25 protein-coding genes and 1 other annotated feature are annotated in these 19552 nt (G+C 50.8%); of the genes, 14 read left to right on the top strand and 11 right to left on the bottom strand.

The window, feature by feature from the left end:
- The 4 genes from pduT to K0335_RS20070 are packed head-to-tail and all read left to right on the top strand — an operon-like array spanning position 1 to position 2560.
- Positions 1-555 carry a propanediol utilization microcompartment protein PduT gene (gene pduT / locus K0335_RS20085; RefSeq protein ID WP_000075780.1) on the top strand — a complete coding sequence of 185 codons (555 nt, stop codon included), beginning with the start codon at positions 1-3 and terminating at the stop codon, positions 553-555.
- The gene (gene pduU, locus K0335_RS20080; RefSeq protein ID WP_219394052.1) at positions 555-905 is read left to right on the top strand and encodes a propanediol utilization microcompartment protein PduU; all 351 of its coding nucleotides are present in this window, start codon (positions 555-557) and stop codon (positions 903-905) included. The genes pduT and pduU overlap by 1 nt, the downstream gene beginning before the upstream one ends.
- A 4-nt stretch (positions 906-909) precedes the next feature.
- A complete protein-coding gene (gene pduV / locus K0335_RS20075) occupies positions 910-1356 on the top strand; it encodes a EutP/PduV family microcompartment system protein (RefSeq protein WP_024256479.1) in 447 nt (148 codons plus the stop codon).
- Positions 1346-2560, top strand: a complete 1215-nt coding sequence (locus K0335_RS20070; RefSeq protein ID WP_104918485.1) for an acetate/propionate family kinase — start codon at positions 1346-1348, stop codon at positions 2558-2560. Before pduV ends, K0335_RS20070 begins: the two co-directional genes overlap by 11 nt.
- 107 nt (positions 2561-2667) lie before the next feature.
- Here K0335_RS20070 and K0335_RS20065 read toward each other — a convergent pair whose 3' ends face one another.
- The 3 genes from K0335_RS20065 to sbmC all read right to left on the bottom strand — a co-directional run bounded on the left by K0335_RS20065 (position 2668) and on the right by sbmC (position 4803).
- Entirely contained in the window at positions 2668-3003 is a 336-nt protein-coding gene (locus K0335_RS20065) for a DUF496 family protein (protein ID WP_000449651.1), read from the bottom strand.
- 167 nt (positions 3004-3170) lie between these two features.
- Positions 3171-4229, bottom strand: coding sequence for an FUSC family protein (locus K0335_RS20060; protein ID WP_001200864.1), 1059 nt, complete (start codon positions 4227-4229; stop codon positions 3171-3173).
- 106 nt (positions 4230-4335) lie between these two features.
- The gene (gene sbmC, locus K0335_RS20055) at positions 4336-4803 is read right to left on the bottom strand and encodes a DNA gyrase inhibitor SbmC (protein ID WP_000384319.1); all 468 of its coding nucleotides are present in this window, start codon (positions 4801-4803) and stop codon (positions 4336-4338) included.
- Positions 4804-5034: 231 nt separating this feature from the next.
- Between sbmC and sbcB the strand changes: the two genes are divergently transcribed.
- Positions 5035-6462, top strand: coding sequence for an exodeoxyribonuclease I (gene sbcB / locus K0335_RS20050; RefSeq protein ID WP_000980534.1), 1428 nt, complete (start codon positions 5035-5037; stop codon positions 6460-6462).
- A gap of 42 nt (positions 6463-6504) precedes the next feature.
- Here sbcB and tsuB read toward each other — a convergent pair whose 3' ends face one another.
- The 8 genes from tsuB to yefM form a co-directional block, all read right to left on the bottom strand.
- Complete coding sequence (gene tsuB, locus K0335_RS20045) at positions 6505-6732, bottom strand: thiosulfate utilization sulfurtransferase TsuB/YeeD (RefSeq protein WP_000985273.1); 228 nt, start codon at positions 6730-6732, stop codon at positions 6505-6507.
- A gap of 13 nt (positions 6733-6745) precedes the next feature.
- The gene (gene tsuA, locus K0335_RS20040; RefSeq protein WP_046080827.1) at positions 6746-7804 is read right to left on the bottom strand and encodes a thiosulfate utilization transporter TsuA/YeeE; all 1059 of its coding nucleotides are present in this window, start codon (positions 7802-7804) and stop codon (positions 6746-6748) included.
- Positions 7805-7982: 178 nt separating this feature from the next.
- Entirely contained in the window at positions 7983-9341 is a 1359-nt protein-coding gene (gene plaP, locus K0335_RS20035; protein WP_000019201.1) for a putrescine/proton symporter PlaP, read from the bottom strand.
- Complete coding sequence (gene yoeI, locus K0335_RS20030) at positions 9331-9393, bottom strand: membrane protein YoeI (protein ID WP_010723108.1); 63 nt, start codon at positions 9391-9393, stop codon at positions 9331-9333. Before yoeI ends, plaP begins: the two co-directional genes overlap by 11 nt.
- 213 nt (positions 9394-9606) lie before the next feature.
- The gene (locus K0335_RS20025; protein WP_000803361.1) at positions 9607-10536 is read right to left on the bottom strand and encodes a LysR substrate-binding domain-containing protein; all 930 of its coding nucleotides are present in this window, start codon (positions 10534-10536) and stop codon (positions 9607-9609) included.
- Between the two features lie 45 nt (positions 10537-10581).
- Positions 10582-11406, bottom strand: a complete 825-nt coding sequence (locus tag K0335_RS20020; RefSeq protein ID WP_000754726.1) for an SDR family oxidoreductase — start codon at positions 11404-11406, stop codon at positions 10582-10584.
- An 82-nt stretch (positions 11407-11488) separates the two neighbouring features.
- Positions 11489-11743, bottom strand: a complete 255-nt coding sequence (yoeB, locus tag K0335_RS20015) for a type II toxin-antitoxin system mRNA interferase toxin YoeB (protein ID WP_186256954.1) — start codon at positions 11741-11743, stop codon at positions 11489-11491.
- A complete protein-coding gene (yefM, locus tag K0335_RS20010; protein ID WP_001259255.1) occupies positions 11740-11991 on the bottom strand; it encodes a YoeB-YefM toxin-antitoxin system antitoxin YefM in 252 nt (83 codons plus the stop codon). The genes yoeB and yefM overlap by 4 nt, the downstream gene beginning before the upstream one ends.
- A 281-nt stretch (positions 11992-12272) precedes the next feature.
- On the opposite strand from yefM, the gene hisL reads away from it, so the two are divergent.
- The 9 genes from hisL (at position 12273) to hisIE (ending at position 19502) form a co-directional block, all read left to right on the top strand.
- Positions 12273-12323 (top strand): his operon leader peptide, encoded by a 51-nt coding sequence (gene hisL / locus K0335_RS20005; protein ID WP_001364200.1) that lies wholly within the window; start codon positions 12273-12275, stop codon positions 12321-12323.
- Positions 12299-12422, top strand: a sequence feature (His leader region). Its footprint overlaps the gene before it by 25 nt.
- Before the next feature lie 46 nt (positions 12423-12468).
- Positions 12469-13368 (top strand): ATP phosphoribosyltransferase, encoded by a 900-nt coding sequence (gene hisG / locus K0335_RS20000; protein ID WP_000131782.1) that lies wholly within the window; start codon positions 12469-12471, stop codon positions 13366-13368.
- Between the two features lie 5 nt (positions 13369-13373).
- Positions 13374-14678 carry a histidinol dehydrogenase gene (gene hisD / locus K0335_RS19995; RefSeq protein ID WP_029399146.1) on the top strand — a complete coding sequence of 435 codons (1305 nt, stop codon included), beginning with the start codon at positions 13374-13376 and terminating at the stop codon, positions 14676-14678.
- Positions 14675-15745: a histidinol-phosphate transaminase gene (gene hisC, locus K0335_RS19990; protein ID WP_000108969.1), complete on the top strand. Its 1071-nt coding sequence runs from the start codon at positions 14675-14677 to the stop codon at positions 15743-15745. Before hisD ends, hisC begins: the two co-directional genes overlap by 4 nt.
- Positions 15745-16812 carry a bifunctional histidinol-phosphatase/imidazoleglycerol-phosphate dehydratase HisB gene (gene hisB, locus K0335_RS19985; protein WP_219394051.1) on the top strand — a complete coding sequence of 356 codons (1068 nt, stop codon included), beginning with the start codon at positions 15745-15747 and terminating at the stop codon, positions 16810-16812. The genes hisC and hisB overlap by 1 nt, the downstream gene beginning before the upstream one ends.
- Positions 16812-17402: an imidazole glycerol phosphate synthase subunit HisH gene (hisH, locus tag K0335_RS19980; RefSeq protein ID WP_219394049.1), complete on the top strand. Its 591-nt coding sequence runs from the start codon at positions 16812-16814 to the stop codon at positions 17400-17402. The genes hisB and hisH overlap by 1 nt, the downstream gene beginning before the upstream one ends.
- Positions 17402-18139: a 1-(5-phosphoribosyl)-5-[(5-phosphoribosylamino)methylideneamino]imidazole-4-carboxamide isomerase gene (gene hisA / locus K0335_RS19975; protein ID WP_000586485.1), complete on the top strand. Its 738-nt coding sequence runs from the start codon at positions 17402-17404 to the stop codon at positions 18137-18139. The genes hisH and hisA overlap by 1 nt, the downstream gene beginning before the upstream one ends.
- Positions 18121-18897, top strand: coding sequence for an imidazole glycerol phosphate synthase subunit HisF (hisF, locus tag K0335_RS19970; protein ID WP_000880182.1), 777 nt, complete (start codon positions 18121-18123; stop codon positions 18895-18897). The genes hisA and hisF overlap by 19 nt, the downstream gene beginning before the upstream one ends.
- The gene (gene hisIE / locus K0335_RS19965) at positions 18891-19502 is read left to right on the top strand and encodes a bifunctional phosphoribosyl-AMP cyclohydrolase/phosphoribosyl-ATP diphosphatase HisIE (protein WP_000954874.1); all 612 of its coding nucleotides are present in this window, start codon (positions 18891-18893) and stop codon (positions 19500-19502) included. The genes hisF and hisIE overlap by 7 nt, the downstream gene beginning before the upstream one ends.
- The last annotated feature ends 50 nt before the right edge of the window (positions 19503-19552 follow it).

Here is a 19552-nt window from a genome sequence, read left to right as displayed (position 1 = left end):
ATGTCGCAAGCAATAGGTATTTTGGAACTGACCAGTATCGCCAAAGGCATGGAAACAGGCGATGCCATGTTAAAGAGTTCCAGTGTGGATTTACTTGTCAGTAAAACCATTTGTCCGGGTAAGTTTTTGTTAATGCTGGGTGGTGATGTTGGCGCAGTTCAGCAGGCCATTATGACTGGTACAACGCTTGCTGGTGAAATGCTTGTAGATAGTCTGGTTTTGCCCAACATTCACGCCAGTATTCTGCCTGCGATTAGTGGACTGAATAGTGTTGAGCAACGCAGTGCTGTTGGGGTGGTGGAAACCTGGAGCGTGGCGGCCTGCATCAGCGCGGCTGATCGCGCAGTTAAAGCCGCCAATGTCACGCTGGTGCGTGTGCATATGGCATTCGGTATCGGTGGCAAATGCTACATGGTGGTAGCGGGTGATGTTTCAGATGTTGAGAACGCAGTCACCGTCGCCAGCGAATGTGCCGGGGAAAAAGGTTTACTGGTTTATCGTTCAGTGATCCCACGTCCCCATGAGGCAATGTGGCGTCAAATGGTGGAGGGATAATGGAAAATCAGCCTCAAACTGAACGTATGATTCAGGAATATGTACCTGGAAAACAGGTTACCCTGGCGCATTTAATTGCTAATCCTGGTAAGGATTTGTTCAGCAAACTTGGTTTACCCAATACAGTTTCAGCACTGGGTATTCTGTCGATTACCCCCAGCGAAGCATCAATTATTGCTTGTGATATTGCCACCAAATCCGGTGCGGTAGAGATAGGCTTTCTTGATCGTTTTACCGGTTCAGTAGTACTGACAGGCGATGTCTCCGCCGTTGAATATGCACTAAAACAGGTAACGCGTACGCTGGGGGAAATGCTGCGTTTTACCGCCTGCCCCATTACCCGGACGTAGCATGATGAAACGTATGATGTTAATTGGCCCAAGCCAGTGCGGGAAGACCTCCCTGACACAGTGGATGCGGGGTGAAACGCTACGTTATCAGAAAACTCAGGCTATTGTCTGGACGCCTGCCACGATTGATACACCCGGCGAGTATCTGGAAAACCGCAGACTTTACAGTGCGCTACTGGTTAGCGCATGTGAGGCAGATGTTATAGCTCTGGTGCTGAATGCCAATGCCACATGGTCGCCCTTTTCTCCGGGATTTACCGGACCGATGAACAGACCAACAATTGGTATTCTCACCAAAGTAGATTTGGCTGACGAGCAAAATGTCTCACGAACTGAACAGTGGCTCAAACAAGCCGGAGCACAGCAGATTTTCATTACCAGCGCAGTCGCCAAAAGTGGACTGGACGAAATATTTACTTATTTGAATGTAGAGGCTCTTCATGTCACATAAAATCATGGCGATTAACGCGGGCAGCTCATCGCTTAAGTTTCAGTTACTGGCAATGCCGGAAGGCGAAATCTTATGCCAGGGAATAATTGAACGTATTGGTCTTGCGGATGCACGCCTTGTAGTCAAAACAGCGACCGAGAAATGGCAAGAAATTACCCCTGTCGCCGATCATCGTGAAGCCGTCACTTTATTGCTTGAACAGCTTATTAATCGGAAGATTATTAATAGCTTACATGATATCGATGCTACCGGGCATCGTGTAGCCCATGGGGGTGAGACGTTTAAGGATTCCGCGCGGGTGACAGATGATGTTGTGGCAGAGATTGAACGTCTTGCGGAACTTGCACCTCTACATAATCCGGTCAACCTGTTGGGGATAAATATCTTCCGCCAGTTGCTTCCCTCAGCCCCAACAATCGCCGTTTTCGATACAGCTTTTCATCAAACACTTGAAATGCCAGCTTATATTTACCCTCTGCCCTGGCGCTACTACCACGAACTTGGAATTCGCCGCTACGGTTTTCATGGCACCAGCCATAAGTATGTCAGTGGTAAATTAGCGGAAAAACTGGGCGTACCTCTCAGTGCATTGCGGGTAGTATGTTGTCATCTTGGTAACGGCAGCAGTGTTTGTGCAATAAAAGGCGGAAAATCGGTCAATACGTCTATGGGATTTACGCCACAATCAGGCGTCATGATGGGGACTCGCAGCGGTGATATTGATCCGTCAATTTTACCGTGGATTGCGTTGCGTGAAGGTAAAACACCGCAAGAGCTGAACCAACTCTTAAATAATGAATCGGGGTTGTTAGGGGTTTCCGGGGTTTCACCCGATTTTCGTGATATTGAACAGGCTGCAGAAAATGGTAATCAGCAGGCGCAACTGGCACTCGCCCTCTTTGCTGAACGCATCCGCGCCACCATTGGCAGCTACGTCCTGCAAATGGGCGGACTGGATGCCCTGATCTTTACTGGCGGTATCGGGGAAAACTCTGCCAGGGCGCGTGCAGCAATTTGCAACAATCTGCATTTCCTTGGGTTGAGCATTGATGCCGATAAAAATCAGCACAATGCAACCTTTATACAGTCAGAACAGGCAATGGTTAAAGTTGCAGTAATAAACACTAATGAAGAGTTAATGATTGCGCGTGATGTGATGCGTATTGCTTTGCCAGAACCGGCATTACAGGAAGTGCTTGCATAAAAAAGTATGGTGAGGATCAGAACGATCCTCACCACTATAATCGCCATACTTCAAGTTGCATGTACTGCGTCTGCCTGCAACTTGAATTATTCAGAGTCTATAAAGCGTTATTCTGCTTTTGCTTCGCCGTTTTTCAGTTCGCCAATCGCTTTCAGCTTTTTGGAGATCTCACGACGTTCTTTCGAAAGTTCAGCATTTTTGATGATGTAATCATCAACACGGTCTTCATAATCACCTTTCATGCTGGCTATAATGCCCTGAATAGCTTCAACGCTCATACCCGGCTTAATATAGTCACTCAGGTTATCCAGCAGCAGAACACGTTTCTGGTTGTCACGGATCTTTTTCTCAACGTCCTGAATTTCACGTTGCAGTTTGTTCTTACGACGGAACAGACGGACAAATTCCAGCACGTCCTGGAAAGAAGGTTTGTTAGTTTCCATTTCTATACCCCTGATAAAGTGAGAGTCGGATTCGTATGAGCAACCGCTTAAGGGTAAACATTACTTTTAGCCGTTGCAGATGACAATGATTTTATCCCTGGGCGTTATCATACCCGTAAACGATGCTGAATCGAAGCAGCAGCGGCGTTATTCACCTTGCATGCTCATTATTTGCGCAATGCCCGACTAATTAAATGCGAAAGCAACTCCAGTTGTCGTGCAGTTTCCATGCTTAGCCAAACATAGCCATGAATAGGGGTTTCAGCCACGTCCAACGCATGATGATGTTCAATTAATTGTCGAAGCTGCGCCGCCGTTTCGTTCAATTTTTCAGTATTGGCAAAAACGGTCTGAGGCTGACCATCATAAAGCGTATGCACAATAGTCAGTAACGTCTGCTGTACCGTAGACTGCGCCTGACGCAAATCTGGTGCATTCAACAAAACAAAGTGGCTTGCTCGCGTGGCCCAGTAAGCATTGATTTGCAATTCAAGCATACAGACCAGATTACGGTTAATCGTGTGAATAGCCTCAAGAATCGATTTTGGTATGCCTGTCTCTTTACTGGCCGGTGCCAGCAGCGCTCGCATTTTCACGACTTCATTCAGCAACTCCTGGATCTGTTTATCCAGTCGCGGACGTTCAATTAGATTTGGCGAAAATGCAGTTTGGTACAGGCGGTTATAGTCAGTCAAAAAGGTCGCAGATTTGATACGCCAGTGCATAAACGCCCGCTGTGGCCAGATACCGGTAAAAATAATTGCCAACAATGATCCAAGAATGACATCACCACTTCGCCACAACGCCACATCCATGTTGCCCGTAGGCGCTCCCACCACAATTGCCAGCGTTACGCCAATCAACAGCGCCTGATAGGGTTTCTTGCCTAACGCCAGCCAACCGCAGAGGAACATAGCAGCGGCACACCACACCAACATCAATGGTAAAGAATAGAGCTCAAGTTGCAGTGCAATCAGGCCGGATATCGAGCCTAAGATCGTACCTCCGGCACGTTGTATGGCACGTGAAACTACATTTCCCCAAAACGAAATGGGCGCCATAATCACAACGGTGGTCACCAGTGCCCAGGTACTTTCCGGAATATTTAGCAGACGAGTCAGCAGGAAGGTCAGAACAAACGCCAGCGCGACCCGGATACCGTGAACCGTACGGTAATGATGGTAGACACGGATTTCAAAAGGACTTAAAGATTTGTCGGCACGCACTCGACACACTCCCGAAGGAATTACGAATGCGCAATTGTACTCATATTCACTAACTGAATGACAGCAGAGCGGGCAGCTTTAACCCGCTCTGTGTTGATCTGCGCCATTATTTAGGCAGTACCGGTACATACATTTCGATATCCCAGTAACCATCGACAGCACCATTGTTTAAATAAACCTCAAAGCACGGTTTGTGGGCCATCTGATACTGAGAATCTTCCAGCAAGCTATTAATAAATTGATACCATGGCGTGCCGAAATCATGCCCCTGAACACGGGCAACAGTAACGGCATATTGTCCACCCGCAATTTCAGTGACGTTCACCCCTTCACTGTTTTCCGGCAGACAAAAATTCTCTGGCACGGTCACCACTGTATCGCAACGTAATTTTTCTGCAGGCACCTCGTCCGGGTTATCGTAATAGACAGCGACCCACTCCAGCGGCTCAATGTTATGATTCTCAACCCACATCATGAGCTGATCAAAACCTTGCTTTACCGTTTTTTCCCACGGTCCAACCAGATGGAACCCGGCAATAGTGCGTTTCTTCTCTTGCTTAATCTCGTAATCCATACTTCCTCCGTCATTTACTGTGTTTTTATACAGTGAATGAGATGAACCAAAATCACAACAAAAGAGTGATTATTATGTGAGCAGTCTCGCACATGTGCCACGTTGTCTGGCGAAAATCAGGCTTTCGGGTGAACGCCGGGTTGACTGTTGATATGAGTACGCCAGGATGGCAATTTTTGATACTCTTAAGCGTTCTGGCGCGCGCTAAAAGAGAGTAACGGACAGCGATTAATGATGAATGACGGCAAGCAGCAAGCAACTTTTTTGTTTCACGATTACGAAACCTTTGGCACCCATCCGGCGCTGGATCGACCGGCGCAGTTCGCGGCTATTCGTACCGATAGCAATTTCAATATTATTGGCGAGCCGGAAGTTTTTTACTGCAAACCTGCAGATGATTACCTGCCGCAACCTGGTGCAGTATTAATTACCGGCATTACCCCGCAAGAAGCCAGAGCAAAAGGGGAAAACGAAGCCGCGTTTGCTGCCCGTATTCACTCACTCTTTACCGTGCCAAAAACCTGCATTCTGGGCTACAACAATGTGCGTTTTGATGACGAAGTCACACGCAATATCTTCTATCGCAACTTTTATGATCCTTATGCCTGGAGTTGGCAGCATGACAACTCACGCTGGGACCTCCTGGATGTCATGCGCGCATGTTACGCCCTGCGCCCCGAAGGGATTATCTGGCCTGAGAATGAAGAGGGTTTGCCAAGCTTTCGCCTTGAACATCTGACTAAAGCCAATGGTATTGAACACAGTAATGCACATGATGCGATGGCCGACGTTTATGCAACTATTGCGATGGCGCAGTTGGTCAAAGCGCGTCAGCCAAGATTGTTTGACTATCTCTATACTCATCGCAATAAACATAAGCTGACAGCATTGATCGACGTGCCGCAAATGAAACCACTGGTGCATGTTTCCGGCATGTTTGGCGCATGGCGTGGCAATACCAGTTGGGTAGCCCCACTGGCATGGCATCCTGAAAATCGCAATGCCGTAATTATGGTGGATTTGGCAGGAGACATTTCCCCATTACTGGAACTGGATAGCGACACATTGCGCGAGCGTTTATATACCGCAAAAACCGATCTCGGCGATAACGCCGCCGTTCCGGTAAAACTGGTACATATCAACAAATGCCCGGTACTGGCACAGGCGAATACGCTACGTCCGGAAGATGCAGAGCGTTTAGGGATTGATCGTCAACACTGCCTGGATAACCTGAAAGTGTTGCGCGAAAACCCGCAAGTACGCGACAAAGTTGTGGCAATTTTTGCAGAAGCTGAACCGTTTACACCATCAGATAATGTAGATGCACAGCTTTATAATGGCTTTTTTAGCGACGCCGATCGTGCAGCAATGAAAATCGTGCTGGAGACTGAACCGCGTAATTTACCTGCACTGGATATCACCTTTGTTGACAAGCGTATTGAGAAACTCCTGTTCAACTACCGCGCCCGCAACTTCCCCGGCACGTTAGATGATAATGAGCAGCAGCGTTGGCTGGAGCATCGCCGTCAGGTATTCACACCAGCGTTTTTGCAAGGCTATGCAGAAGAGATTCAGATGCTGGCGCAGCAGTATGCCGACGATAAAGAAAAAGTCGCATTGTTGAAGGCACTATGGCAGTACGCGCAAGAGATTGTCTGATTTAAAGCCTCCGCCGCTGATACGGCGGAGGATAATTTAGGATCAGGCTTTTTGAACGGTGATGCTCCACGCAGCATCGCCAATCTGCTGATAATCGGTGATGGCATGTCCTTCTTCTGCCGCCCACTGCGGGATTGCTTCAGTTGCCTGGGTGCAATCAAACTCAATCACCAACTCATCGCCGCTGGCCATTTCTGCCAGTGCTGCTTTTGCTTCTATGAGTGGAAACGGACAGACCTGCGTCACCACATCCAGCTTTTTAATCGCCATCTTTACACCTTACTTAATTTGCCGCAGCAGTAGCCAGTCGCGCCTTACGCTGCGGTCGAACATACACAAGCCAGGACGCAGTCCAGACTCCGAGAATCATAAATACAAGGCCAATCCAGCCCTGCCAGGTCATCATTGCCGTCATGACCAGTCCATTACCGATAGAGCAACCACCTGCAATGCTGGCACCGAAGCCCATCAGCACACCACCTAACCCGCTACGTAATGTTGTTTGTGCATCAGCTGCGCGGACGCGGAACTCACGGCTCGCTTTGGCTGCAATAAATGACCCCAGGAAAATCCCTAACACCAGGAAAACGCCCCAGTTAATATATTTCACGTCACCCGCGACCAGAAATTGCAGAATATTGGCCGTTGGGGAAGTGATGCCTAACCCAAACATGCGTCCGGTTGCTTCACTCAGGGGCCAGGCCAGAAGCGCAATCAAACCGATGAGTACGGCAGTGACAAAGGGATGCCAGCGTTTTTCAAACAGAATATGAGCGATCCCGGTACGGCGCGGTGGTAAGGTCGCGACTTTTAATTTTGGTTTCTTCAACTCTTTCATCACTACCCAGAGCGTTATCACCAGCAAAACGGCAACCAACGGCCACACAGACAAATTAAAAGTCTCAGCAATAGAGTTATGTTCAGTACTGTAGTGCTGCAAGGTTTGATTTAAACCACTGGCATGTGGAGAACGCATCACCGCACTCATCACCATATAAGTGAAAAGCGCGATCCAACTGCCGATCAATCCCTCACCCGCGCGATACCAGGTCCCGGTAGCACATCCACCCGCCAGAACAATTCCCAGCCCGAAGATATACCCACCGATAACAGTGCCAAGCCACGGGAACGCCCCGGCTTCGTAAGTCAGTAGACCCGCCTGAATCAGCGCAAAAACCCCCACGCTTTGTACCGAAATGGCAATCAGCAAGGCGTAAAACATGCGATTATTTTTCGCAATATACATATCCCGAAAACCACCTGTCAGGCAAAAACGCCCACGCTGCATGACAAATCCCAGCAGAGCACCACAAATGAGCCCGCTTAATATCATTGAAAACATAAATTAATTAACCAGATGAATGTTAATGGGGAAATTATTCATGACTGGCGGGATGCAGACCAATAACCAAATTCTCTAAATTAGAACAAATGGTTATTAATGAGGATTTCGATAAAAAAGAATAAAAAAACCGGAGCCAAATATTCATTCGACTCCGGTTTATTATTAGAAAAGATGATTACGCTACGTCTTCGTACTGCGGAACCGGGTTACGGAAGCTCTTGGTGACGCAAGCCAGGTAAATCAGACCGATTGCCGCCCAGATCAGACCCAGAACCATTGAGCTTTCTTCCAGATTAACCCACAGCGCACCAACGGTCAGCGCACCACACATCGGCAGGAACAGATACTGGAAGTGATCCTTCAGCGTCTTGTTACGCTTCTCACGGATCCAGAACTGCGAGATAACCGACAGGTTAACGAAGGTGAACGCCACCAACGCACCAAAGTTAATCAGTGCCGTAGCCATTACCAGGTCAAAGTTGATTGCCAGCAGGGCAATCGCGCCAACCAGGATGATGTTCATTGCCGGAGTACGCCATTTCGGGTGCACATAACCGAAGAAGCTTTTCGGGAATACGCCGTCACGACCCATTACGTACATCAGACGCGCCACGCCTGCGTGCGCCGCCATACCGGACGCCAGTACGGTAATGGTGGAGAAGATCAGCGCGCCAACCTGGAACGTTTTACCCGCAACGTACAGCATGATTTCAGGCTGTGATGCTTCCGGATCTTTAAAACGAGAGATATCCGGGAAGTACAGTTGCAGGAAGTAAGTTGCAAAGATGAAGATCATGCCACCGATAAGCGCGGTCAGGAAAATTGCACGCGGGATCACGCGCTCTGCATCTTTGGTTTCTTCCGACAAGTTGCTGATGCCGTCAAAGCCGGTAAAGGAGAAGCACAGAATCGTCGCACCAGTGATCATCGGAATGACATGTGCATCACCAGACCAGAACGGACGAGTGCTCGCCAGCGTACCAGCGCCTTCACCTTCAAATACGCCGTAAACTACCATGCCCAGAATTACCGCGATCAGCACTACCTGCAACACGACAATTACAGTGTTGAAGTTCGCTACGGATTTCAGACTACGCAGGTTAAAGGCGGTCATAAAGGCCACCAGCGCCACCACAAACATCCACGATGGGATGGAAGGCACCAGAGCTTCAAAATAGATTTTCGCCAGCAGAATGTTGATCATCGGCGCGAACAGATAGTCGAGCAGAGAAGACCAACCCACCATAAAGCCGACAGTCGGACTAATGGATTTCTGGGCGTAGGTGTATGCAGAGCCAGCAGAAGGATAGCGGCGAACCAGCTTCCCGTAGCTCAGAGCCGTAAACAGGATCGCAATCAATGCGAACGCATAGGCTGTCGGCACATGACCATCCGTGAGGCCTGAAACGATACCAAATGTATCAAACAGCGTCATCGGCTGCATATAGGCAAGACCCATCATTACAACCGGAACTAACGTAAGCGTTTTACGCAATTCCACGCGAGAGGTGTTTGGAGTAACGTTATGCGACATGGTCATTCTCCTTTACGGTAATAACCGTCGCGTAAGCAAAAAATTGCCCCATTTTTTTGGATTCCTCAGCGACAACAACTGTCGATTTTTAGTAAATATCTATCCGGTACGAAGCCCGGCCTCTTGGTATGAATGATTGGTTTGAAGCAAAAAATAACCGACGCTAATTAAACGTCGGTTTTAGTCATTTTTTGACAGCGGCGCATTGTGCCTAAATGGGGGGTAAATGACAAGAGAATGAGAGGCTTGTCATAAAAAATTTTCTTTAACCGGCTGATTTATGGTGCGTGGAATTTGCATAGACTCCCGCGATCGCACTATTTGCTAAAATCTCGTCTCGCCACCAGGCGCTGGCAAGTCCTGCGGTCTGTTCGTTCCAGCCAATCCAGACAGGTTCAAAGAGAGTTTGGGCGACCACTTTCTTCTCGATTAACGCGCCACTATCGAGAAAACGTTGCGCCAGATAACGAGGTAAATAGCCGCAGCCGAGGCCGCTAATTTGCAGCTCCAGCTTGGTTTTAAAATCGAAAACGGTAATGGCTTCTTGTTCGTCGAGAAGTTGCGAGGCCGTAGAAGCGCCTGCCTGCGCAGTATCCCCCACCACAATCGCCCGATATCGTTTAATGATACGACGTTTTAACGGCTCTTCTTCCTGGGCTAACGGATGATGAGGCGCGACCGCAAAGACTTGTTCGAGATCACCCAACCGTGAAAAACCAAACTCACTGGAAGATGGTGGCTCATGCATCGCACCAACAATAATATCCGCTCGTCCCTGAGTCAGGGCATCCCAGGAACCACCGAGCACGCCATTGATAAACTTCAGGCGCGTCACGCTATGATGTTGATAAAAAGCTTCTATAAGTGGCGCGAGGAGAGAAAAAGGGAAGGTGTCGTCCACGCCAATCACCAGCTCGTTTTCCCAGCCTTCATGCAGTTTTATCGCCTGCTTTTCCAGTTCTCGCACGGTATGCAGAACTTCCCGCCCCTTCTCTAATAACATTTTTCCGGTGCGGGTGAATTTAGCGCGGTGACCGCTACGATCAAGCAATTGAATGTTAAGGTCGCTTTCCAGCTTGTGAACGGTGTAACTCAGAGCGGACGGCGTCTTATAGAGTTTGGCCGACGCCGCCGCAAAACTGCCTTCTTTTTCTAAGGCATCGAGGATCATCAACACATCCAGCAGTGGTTTCATACACGCCCCCTTGCAGTGCATGCGGCGTCCTGCTGGCGTGATCGTTTACTCCAGCGGCATTACCAGCGGATCGGGATACTGGTATTCAAATCCCAGTTCATTACAAATCCGGCTGCCATCAATAATCTTACCTTTGCCGCTATCCAGACTATTTCTGAACTGCGGAGGTTCAAGCCCCAGTAAACGGGCCATTTGCGGATAAAAAACATTACGCGCAGGGTGAGCTGGCGCACATATATTATAGATGTGTCCGCCTTTAGGTGCCTGTAACAACAGGGTGATAGCGCCAATAACATCTTCTAAATGGACTAAATTGACACCATGTTCACCATCAGGCGCGGTTTTTCCGGCAAAGAAGCGACCAGGATGACGTTCCGGCCCGACCAGGCCCGCAAGACGCAGAATATCGACTGAAGTACCGGGTAAATTGTGCAGCCAGTCTTCAAGTTCTTTTAATACTCGTCCACTGTTGGTCACCGGATTACGCGGGGTGGTTTCTTTAACGGTGCCTTGTGCGTCGCCATAGACAGACGTTGAGCTGGTAAAAATAATGCGGGGAATATGATGAGCCAGCGCGCTATCCACTAACTCTTGTACCGCTTGTAAATAGAACTCATCGCCGGGGCCGCTACGACGTGCCGGAAGCGTAATGACCAGCGCATCGGCATCCATCAGGGCATCCAGATCGTCAGAATCGCAAACTAACTCAGGCTCCATGCGAAGCAGATAGCTATCAATGCCACTCATTCGGGCCGCTTCGACACCATCTTGTGTGGTTTTACTCCCGGTGACTTGCCAGCCTCGCGCTGAAAGTGACATCGCCAGCGGCATGCCTAACCACCCTAACCCGACAATTGCGACCTTTTTCATCCGTTATCTCCTGATACACCTTAGATCTATAAGGCTACGCTAGCGTATCAAAACTGACAATTCATTCTATGAATGAATCTGTTCAATAATGATAACGACATGCTGCAATGAGCAGTGAATCGTCGGTAACCGCGTATACCAGACGGTGCTCCTCTGTAATGCGTCGGGACCAGAAACCTGACAAATTATGTTTCAGGGGTTCTGGCTTCCCCTTACTTTCAAATGGCGTTCTGCGGGTATCTTTGATAAGTTCATTGATCTTTTTAACAATTCGCTTATCTGTTTCCTGCCAGTACAGATAATCATCCCATGATTCCTCAGACCAGATTAGTTTCACTCAATAATGTCCTTTTCTGTTCCTTTGCCTGATTTCAGGCTATCGATTGAGTCCATCAATCTCCGGGCGTTAGCGGGGGAGCGCAGTAGATAAGCCGTCTCTTCCAGCGAGTTGTATTCTTCGAGTGACATCAGAACACAAGCCTCTCCATTCTGACGAGTAATAAGGATCGGGGCATGATCTTCAACGGCTTTCATCATTGTTGCCGACAAATTCTGACGCGCTTCGCTGTAGCTAATTGTACGCATGTCAATCTCCTCTTTTGTACAGCTCATTGTACAATGATGGGCGTTAATTAACTATTTATTAATTAGTTTGTAGATCAAGGTATTGTCAGTGAGACGAAAATCCAGGCTTCGCTATTTTTGGTGCCGTCAGCTTAGAGGACAGTCCTCTTAGCGCCCTCCTTTCCCCGCTCATTCATTAAACAAATCCATTGCCATAAAATATATAAAAAAGCCCTTGCTTTCTAACGTGAAAGTGGTTTAGGTTAAAGACATCAGTTGAATAAACATTCACAGAGACTTTTATGACACGCGTTCAATTTAAACACCACCATCATCACCATCATCCTGACTAGTCTTTCAGGCGATGTGTGCTGGAAGACATTCAGATCTTCCAGTGGTGCATGAACGCATGAGAAAGCCCCCGGAAGATCACCTTCCGGGGGCTTTTTTATTGCGCGGTTGATAACGGTTCCGACAGGTTTAAAGAGGAATAACAAAATGACAGACAACACTCGTTTACGCATAGCTATGCAGAAATCCGGCCGTTTAAGTGATGACTCACGCGAATTACTGGCGCGCTGTGGCATTAAAATCAATCTTCACACCCAGCGCCTGATCGCGATGGCAGAAAACATGCCGATTGATATTCTGCGCGTACGTGACGACGACATTCCCGGTCTGGTAATGGACGGTGTGGTAGACCTTGGGATTATCGGCGAAAACGTGCTGGAAGAAGAACTGCTTAACCGCCGCGCCCAGGGTGAAGATCCGCGCTACTTTACCCTGCGTCGTCTGGATTTCGGCGGCTGCCGACTTTCACTGGCAACGCCGGTTGATGAAGCCTGGGACGGCCCGCTCTCCTTAAACGGTAAACGTATCGCCACCTCTTATCCTCACCTGCTCAAGCGTTATCTCGACCAGAAAGGCATCTCTTTTAAATCCTGCTTACTGAACGGTTCTGTTGAAGTCGCCCCGCGTGCCGGACTGGCGGATGCGATTTGCGATCTGGTTTCCACCGGTGCCACGCTGGAAGCTAACGGCCTGCGCGAAGTCGAAGTTATCTATCGCTCGAAAGCCTGCCTGATACAACGCGATGGCGAAATGGAAGAATCCAAACAGCAACTGATCGACAAACTGCTGACCCGTATTCAGGGTGTGATCCAGGCGCGCGAATCAAAATACATCATGATGCACGCACCGACCGAACGTCTGGATGAAGTCATCGCCCTGCTGCCAGGTGCCGAACGCCCAACCATTCTGCCGCTGGCGGGTGACCAACAACGCGTAGCGATGCACATGGTCAGTAGCGAAACCCTGTTCTGGGAAACGATGGAAAAACTGAAAGCGCTGGGTGCCAGTTCAATCCTGGTCCTGCCGATTGAGAAGATGATGGAGTGATCGCCATGAGCTTTAACACAATCATTGACTGGAATAGCTGTACTGCAAAGCAACAACGCCAGCTGTTAATGCGCCCGGCGATCTCCGCTTCTGAAAGCATTACCCGCACCGTTAACGATATTCTCGATAACGTGAAAGCACGCGGTGATGACGCCCTGCGGGAATACAGCGCGAAGTTTGATAAAACCACGGTTACCGCGTTGAAGGTGTCTGCTGAGGAAATTGCCGCCGCCAGCGAACGCCTGAGCGACGAGCTAAAACAGGCGATGGCGGTGGCAGTAAAGAATATTGAAACCTTCCACACTGCGCAAAAACTGCCGCCGGTAGATGTAGAAACGCAGCCAGGCGTGCTTTGCCAGCAGGTCACGCGCCCGGTAGCTTCAGTTGGTTTGTATATTCCTGGCGGCTCCGCCCCGCTCTTCTCAACGGTATTAATGCTGGCGACTCCGGCGCGTATTGCAGGTTGTAATAAAGTGGTGCTGTGCTCACCGCCGCCGATTGCCGATGAGATCCTTTACGCGGCGCAGCTGTGCGGTGTGCAGGACGTGTTTAACGTCGGCGGCGCACAGGCCATTGCCGCGCTGGCGTTTGGTACTGAATCTGTGCCAAAAGTGGACAAAATCTTCGGGCCAGGCAACGCCTTTGTCACCGAAGCGAAACGTCAGGTGAGCCAGCGTCTGGACGGTGCGGCTATCGATATGCCCGCAGGCCCGTCGGAAGTGCTGGTCATTGCTGACAGCGGCGCTACGCCGGATTTCGTGGCTTCTGATTTGCTCTCTCAGGCTGAACACGGCCCGGACTCACAGGTGATTTTACTGACGCCCGACGCCGATATGGCGCGTCGCGTTGCCGAGGCTGTTGAACGCCAGCTGGCAGAACTGCCTAGAGCTGAAACCGCCCGTCAGGCACTGAACGCCAGCCGCCTGATCGTGACTAAAGATTTAGCGCAGTGCGTAGAGATCTCCAACCAGTACGGCCCGGAGCACCTGATCATTCAGACCCGCAACGCCCGCGATCTGGTCGATGGCATCACCAGCGCCGGTTCGGTATTTCTTGGTGACTGGTCACCGGAATCGGCAGGTGATTACGCCTCCGGAACCAACCATGTTCTACCGACTTACGGTTACACCGCCACCTGTTCCAGCCTCGGCCTGGCGGATTTCCAGAAGCGGATGACCGTGCAGGAACTGTCGAAAGTAGGTTTCTCCGCGCTGGCTTCGACCATTGAAACACTGGCCGCCGCCGAGCGCCTGACCGCCCACAAAAATGCCGTTACTTTGCGTGTTAACGCCCTTAAGGAGCAAGCATGAGCACCGTGACTATTACCGATTTAGCGCGTGAAAACGTCCGCAACCTGACGCCGTATCAGTCGGCGCGTCGTCTGGGCGGTAATGGCGACGTCTGGCTGAACGCCAACGAATATCCCACAGCCGTGGAGTTTCAGCTTACTCAGCAAACGCTCAACCGCTACCCGGAATGCCAGCCGAAAGCGGTGATTGAAAATTACGCGCAATATGCAGGCGTAAAACCGGAACAGGTGCTGGTCAGCCGTGGCGCGGACGAAGGTATTGAACTACTGATTCGCGCTTTTTGCGAACCGGGTAAAGACGCCATCCTCTACTGCCCGCCAACGTACGGCATGTACAGCGTCAGCGCTGAAACCATTGGCGTCGAGTGCCGCACAGTGCCGACGCTGGAAAACTGGCAACTGGACTTACAGGGCATTTCCGACAAGCTGGACGGCGTAAAAGTGGTCTATGTTTGCAGCCCCAACAACCCAACCGGGCAACTGATCAATCCGCAGGATTTTCGTACCCTGCTGGAGTTAACGCGCGGTAAGGCGATTGTGGTTGCCGATGAAGCCTATATCGAGTTTTGCCCACAGGCATCGCTGGCTGGCTGGCTGGCGGAATATCCGCACCTGGCTATTTTGCGCACACTGTCGAAAGCTTTTGCTCTGGCGGGCCTTCGTTGCGGGTTTACGCTGGCAAACGAAGAAGTCATCAACCTGCTGATGAAAGTGATCGCCCCCTACCCGCTCTCGACGCCGGTTGCCGACATTGCGGCCCAGGCGTTAAGCCCGCAGGGGATCGTCGCCATGCGCGAACGGGTGGCGCAAATTATTGCAGAACGCGAATACCTGATTGCCGCACTGAAAGAAATCTCCTGCGTGGAGCAGGTTTTTGACTCTGAAACCAACTACATTCTGGCGCGCTTTAAAGCCTCCAGTGCAGTGTTTAAATCTTTGTGGGATCAGGGCATTATCTTACGTGATCAGAATAAACAACTCTCTTTAAGCGGCTGCCTGCGAATTACCGTCGGAACCCGTGAAGAAAGCCAGCGCGTCATTGACGCCTTACGTGCGGAGCAAGTTTGATGAGTCAGAAGTATCTTTTTATCGATCGCGATGGAACCCTGATTAGCGAACCGCCGAGTGATTTTCAGGTGGACCGTTTTGACAAACTCGCCTTTGAACCGGGCGTGATCCCGGAACTGCTGAAGCTGCAAAAAGCGGGCTACAAGCTGGTGATGATCACTAATCAGGATGGTCTGGGAACACAAAGTTTCCCGCAGGCGGATTTCGATGGCCCGCACAACCTGATGATGCAGATCTTCACCTCACAGGGCGTGCAGTTTGATGAAGTGCTGATTTGCCCTCACCTGCCCGCCGATGAGTGCGACTGCCGTAAGCCGAAAGTAAAACTGGTGGAGCGTTATCTGGCTGAGCAAGCGATGGATCGTGCCAATAGTTATGTGATTGGCGATCGCGCGACCGACATTCAACTGGCGGAAAACATGGGCATTAATGGTTTACGCTACGACCGCGAAACCCTGAACTGGCCAATGATTGGCGAGCAACTCACTAAACGAGACCGTTACGCCCATGTAGTGCGCAACACCAAAGAGACGCAGATTGACACCCAGGTGTGGCTGGATCGCGAAGGTGGCAGCAAGATTAACACCGGCGTTGGCTTCTTTGATCACATGCTGGATCAGATCGCCACCCACGGCGGTTTCCGCATGGAAATCAATGTCAAAGGCGACCTCTATATCGACGATCACCACACCGTCGAAGATACCGGCCTGGCGCTGGGCGAAGCATTAAAAATTGCTCTTGGCGACAAACGCGGTATTTGCCGCTTTGGTTTTGTACTGCCGATGGACGAATGCCTTGCCCGCTGCGCGCTGGATATCTCTGGTCGCCCGCACCTGGAATATAAAGCCGAGTTTACCTACCAGCGCGTGGGCGATCTCAGCACCGAAATGATCGAGCACTTCTTCCGTTCGCTCTCATACACCATGGGCGTGACGCTACACCTGAAAACCAAAGGTAAAAACGATCACCACCGTGTTGAGAGTCTCTTTAAAGCCTTTGGTCGCACCCTGCGCCAGGCCATCCGCGTGGAAGGCGACACCCTGCCCTCGTCGAAAGGAGTGCTGTAATGAACGTGGTGATCCTTGATACTGGCTGCGCCAATCTGAACTCGGTGAAGTCTGCCATTGCGCGCCACGGTTATGAACCCAAAGTCAGCCGTGACCCGGACGTCGTGTTGCTGGCCGATAAACTATTTTTACCCGGCGTTGGCACCGCACAAGCAGCGATGGATCAGGTGCGTGAGCGCGAGCTGTTTGATCTCATCAAAGCCTGTACCCAACCGGTGCTGGGCATCTGCTTAGGGATGCAACTGCTGGGGCGGCGCAGCGAAGAGAGCAACGGCGTCTATTTGCTAGGCATCATCGACGAAGACGTGCCGAAAATGACCGACTTTGGTCTACCGCTGCCCCATATGGGCTGGAACCGCGTTTACCCGCAGGCAGGCAACCGCCTGTTTCAGGGGATTGAAGACGGCGCGTACTTTTACTTTGTTCACAGCTACGCAATGCCAGTCAATCCGTGGACCATCGCCCAGTGTAATTACGGCGAACCGTTCACCGCGGCGGTACAAAAAGATAACTTCTACGGCGTGCAGTTCCACCCGGAGCGTTCTGGTGCCGCTGGCGCTAAGTTGCTGAAAAACTTCCTGGAGATGTGATGATTATTCCGGCATTAGATTTAATCGACGGCACCGTGGTGCGTCTCCATCAGGGCGATTACGGCAAACAGCGCGATTACGGTAACGACCCGCTGCCGCGCTTACAGGATTACGCCACGCAGGGTGCCGAAGTGTTGCATCTGGTGGATCTGACCGGGGCAAAAGATCCGGCTAAACGTCAAATCCCGCTGATTAAAACCCTGGTGGCGGGAGTTAACGTTCCGGTGCAGGTTGGCGGCGGCGTGCGTAGCGAAGAAGACGTGGCGGCGTTACTGGAAGCGGGCGTTGCGCGCGTGGTGGTCGGCTCCACCGCGGTGAAATCACCAGAAATGGTGAAAGGCTGGTTTGAACGTTTCGGTGCCGATGCCTTAGTGCTGGCGCTGGATGTCCGTATTGACGAGCAAGGCAACAAGCAGGTGGCAGTCAGCGGCTGGCAAGAGAACTCGGGCGTTTCACTGGAACAACTGGTGGAAACCTATCTGCCCGTCGGCCTGAAACATGTGCTGTGTACCGATATCTCGCGCGACGGCACGCTGGCAGGTTCTAACGTCTCTTTATATGAAGAAGTGTGCGCCAGATACCCGCAGGTGGCATTTCAGTCTTCCGGCGGTATTGGCGACATTAACGATGTTGCTGCCCTGCGTGGCACTGGCGTGCGCGGCGTAATAGTTGGTCGGGCATTACTGGAAGGTAAATTCACCGTGAAGGAGGCCATCGCATGCTGGCAAAACGCATAATCCCATGTCTCGACGTTCGTGATGGTCAGGTGGTGAAAGGCGTACAGTTTCGCAACCATGAAATCATTGGCGACATCGTGCCGCTGGCAAAACGCTACGCCGAAGAAGGTGCAGACGAACTGGTGTTCTACGATATCACCGCTTCCAGCGATGGCCGTGTGGTAGATAAAAGCTGGGTATCTCGCGTGGCGGAAGTGATCGACATTCCGTTTTGTGTGGCGGGTGGGATTAAGTCTCTGGAAGATGCCGCGAAAATTCTTTCCTTTGGCGCGGATAAAATTTCCATAAACTCGCCTGCGCTGGCGGATCCGACGTTAATTACTCGCCTGGCGGATCGTTTTGGCGTGCAGTGTATTGTGGTGGGTATTGATACCTGGTACGACGCTGAAACCGGTAAATATCATGTGAATCAATATACCGGCGATGAAAGCCGCACCCGCGTCACTCAGTGGGAAACGCTCGACTGGGTACAGGAAGTGCAAAAACGCGGTGCCGGAGAAATCGTCCTCAACATGATGAATCAGGACGGCGTGCGTAACGGTTACGACCTCGAACAACTGAAAAAAGTGCGTGAAGTTTGCCACGTCCCGCTAATTGCCTCCGGTGGCGCGGGCACCATGGAACACTTCCTCGAAGCCTTCCGTGATGCCGACGTTGACGGCGCGCTGGCAGCTTCCGTATTCCACAAACAAATAATCAATATTGGTGAATTAAAAGCGTACCTGGCAACACAGGGCGTGGAGATCAGGATATGTTAACAGAACAACAACGTCGCGAACTGGACTGGGAAAAAACCGACGGTCTGATGCCGGTGATTGTGCAACACGCGGTATCCGGCGAAGTGCTAATGCTGGGCTACATGAACCCGGAAGCCTTAGACAAAACCATCGAAAGCGGTAAAGTCACCTTCTTCTCGCGCACTAAACAGCGACTGTGGACCAAAGGCGAAACGTCGGGCAATTTCCTCAACGTAGTAAATATTGCGCCGGACTGCGACAACGACACGCTACTGGTACTGGCGAATCCTATCGGACCAACCTGCCACAAAGGCACCAGCAGCTGCTTCGGCGACACCGCTCACCAGTGGCTGTTTCTGTATCAACTGGAACAACTGCTCGCCGAACGCAAATCTGCCGATCCAGAAACCTCCTACACAGCCAAACTGTATGCCAGTGGCACCAAGCGCATCGCACAGAAAGTGGGTGAAGAAGGCGTGGAAACTGCGCTGGCCGCGACGGTCAATGACCGCTTCGAATTAACCAACGAAGCCTCTGATTTGATGTATCACCTGCTGGTGCTGTTACAGGATCAGGATCTGGATTTAACGACGGTAATTGAGAACCTGCGTAAACGACATCTGTGAGTTGCGGGCTGAGCAGGTGTGATGTTGTTGTCACACCCGGAGCCATTGCC

Source organism: Escherichia sp. GZ89, from assembly GCF_019366485.1.
Taxonomy (GTDB): Bacteria; Pseudomonadota; Gammaproteobacteria; order Enterobacterales; family Enterobacteriaceae; genus Escherichia; species Escherichia fergusonii.
The sequence above is the reverse complement of the archived record's forward strand: the minus strand, read 5'-3'. Positions and strand labels throughout refer to the sequence as shown.

Coding starts and splice junctions, on each gene's coding strand:
- pduT (WP_000075780.1), top strand. CDS start 1: ATGTCGCAAGCAATAGGTATTTTGGAACTGACCAGTATCGCCAAAGGC.
- pduU (WP_219394052.1), top strand. CDS start 555: ATGGAAAATCAGCCTCAAACTGAACGTATGATTCAGGAATATGTACCT.
- pduV (WP_024256479.1), top strand. CDS start 910: ATGAAACGTATGATGTTAATTGGCCCAAGCCAGTGCGGGAAGACCTCC.
- K0335_RS20070 (WP_104918485.1), top strand. CDS start 1,346: ATGTCACATAAAATCATGGCGATTAACGCGGGCAGCTCATCGCTTAAG.
- K0335_RS20065 (WP_000449651.1), bottom strand. CDS start 3,003: ATGGAAACTAACAAACCTTCTTTCCAGGACGTGCTGGAATTTGTCCGT.
- sbmC (WP_000384319.1), bottom strand. CDS start 4,803: ATGGATTACGAGATTAAGCAAGAGAAGAAACGCACTATTGCCGGGTTC.
- sbcB (WP_000980534.1), top strand. CDS start 5,035: ATGATGAATGACGGCAAGCAGCAAGCAACTTTTTTGTTTCACGATTAC.
- tsuB (WP_000985273.1), bottom strand. CDS start 6,732: ATGGCGATTAAAAAGCTGGATGTGGTGACGCAGGTCTGTCCGTTTCCA.
- tsuA (WP_046080827.1), bottom strand. CDS start 7,804: ATGTTTTCAATGATATTAAGCGGGCTCATTTGTGGTGCTCTGCTGGGA.
- plaP (WP_000019201.1), bottom strand. CDS start 9,341: ATGTCGCATAACGTTACTCCAAACACCTCTCGCGTGGAATTGCGTAAA.
- K0335_RS20025 (WP_000803361.1), bottom strand. CDS start 10,536: ATGAAACCACTGCTGGATGTGTTGATGATCCTCGATGCCTTAGAAAAA.
- K0335_RS20020 (WP_000754726.1), bottom strand. CDS start 11,406: ATGAAAAAGGTCGCAATTGTCGGGTTAGGGTGGTTAGGCATGCCGCTG.
- yefM (WP_001259255.1), bottom strand. CDS start 11,991: ATGCGTACAATTAGCTACAGCGAAGCGCGTCAGAATTTGTCGGCAACA.
- hisG (WP_000131782.1), top strand. CDS start 12,469: ATGACAGACAACACTCGTTTACGCATAGCTATGCAGAAATCCGGCCGT.
- hisD (WP_029399146.1), top strand. CDS start 13,374: ATGAGCTTTAACACAATCATTGACTGGAATAGCTGTACTGCAAAGCAA.
- hisC (WP_000108969.1), top strand. CDS start 14,675: ATGAGCACCGTGACTATTACCGATTTAGCGCGTGAAAACGTCCGCAAC.
- hisB (WP_219394051.1), top strand. CDS start 15,745: ATGAGTCAGAAGTATCTTTTTATCGATCGCGATGGAACCCTGATTAGC.
- hisH (WP_219394049.1), top strand. CDS start 16,812: ATGAACGTGGTGATCCTTGATACTGGCTGCGCCAATCTGAACTCGGTG.
- hisA (WP_000586485.1), top strand. CDS start 17,402: ATGATTATTCCGGCATTAGATTTAATCGACGGCACCGTGGTGCGTCTC.
- hisF (WP_000880182.1), top strand. CDS start 18,121: ATGCTGGCAAAACGCATAATCCCATGTCTCGACGTTCGTGATGGTCAG.
- hisIE (WP_000954874.1), top strand. CDS start 18,891: ATGTTAACAGAACAACAACGTCGCGAACTGGACTGGGAAAAAACCGAC.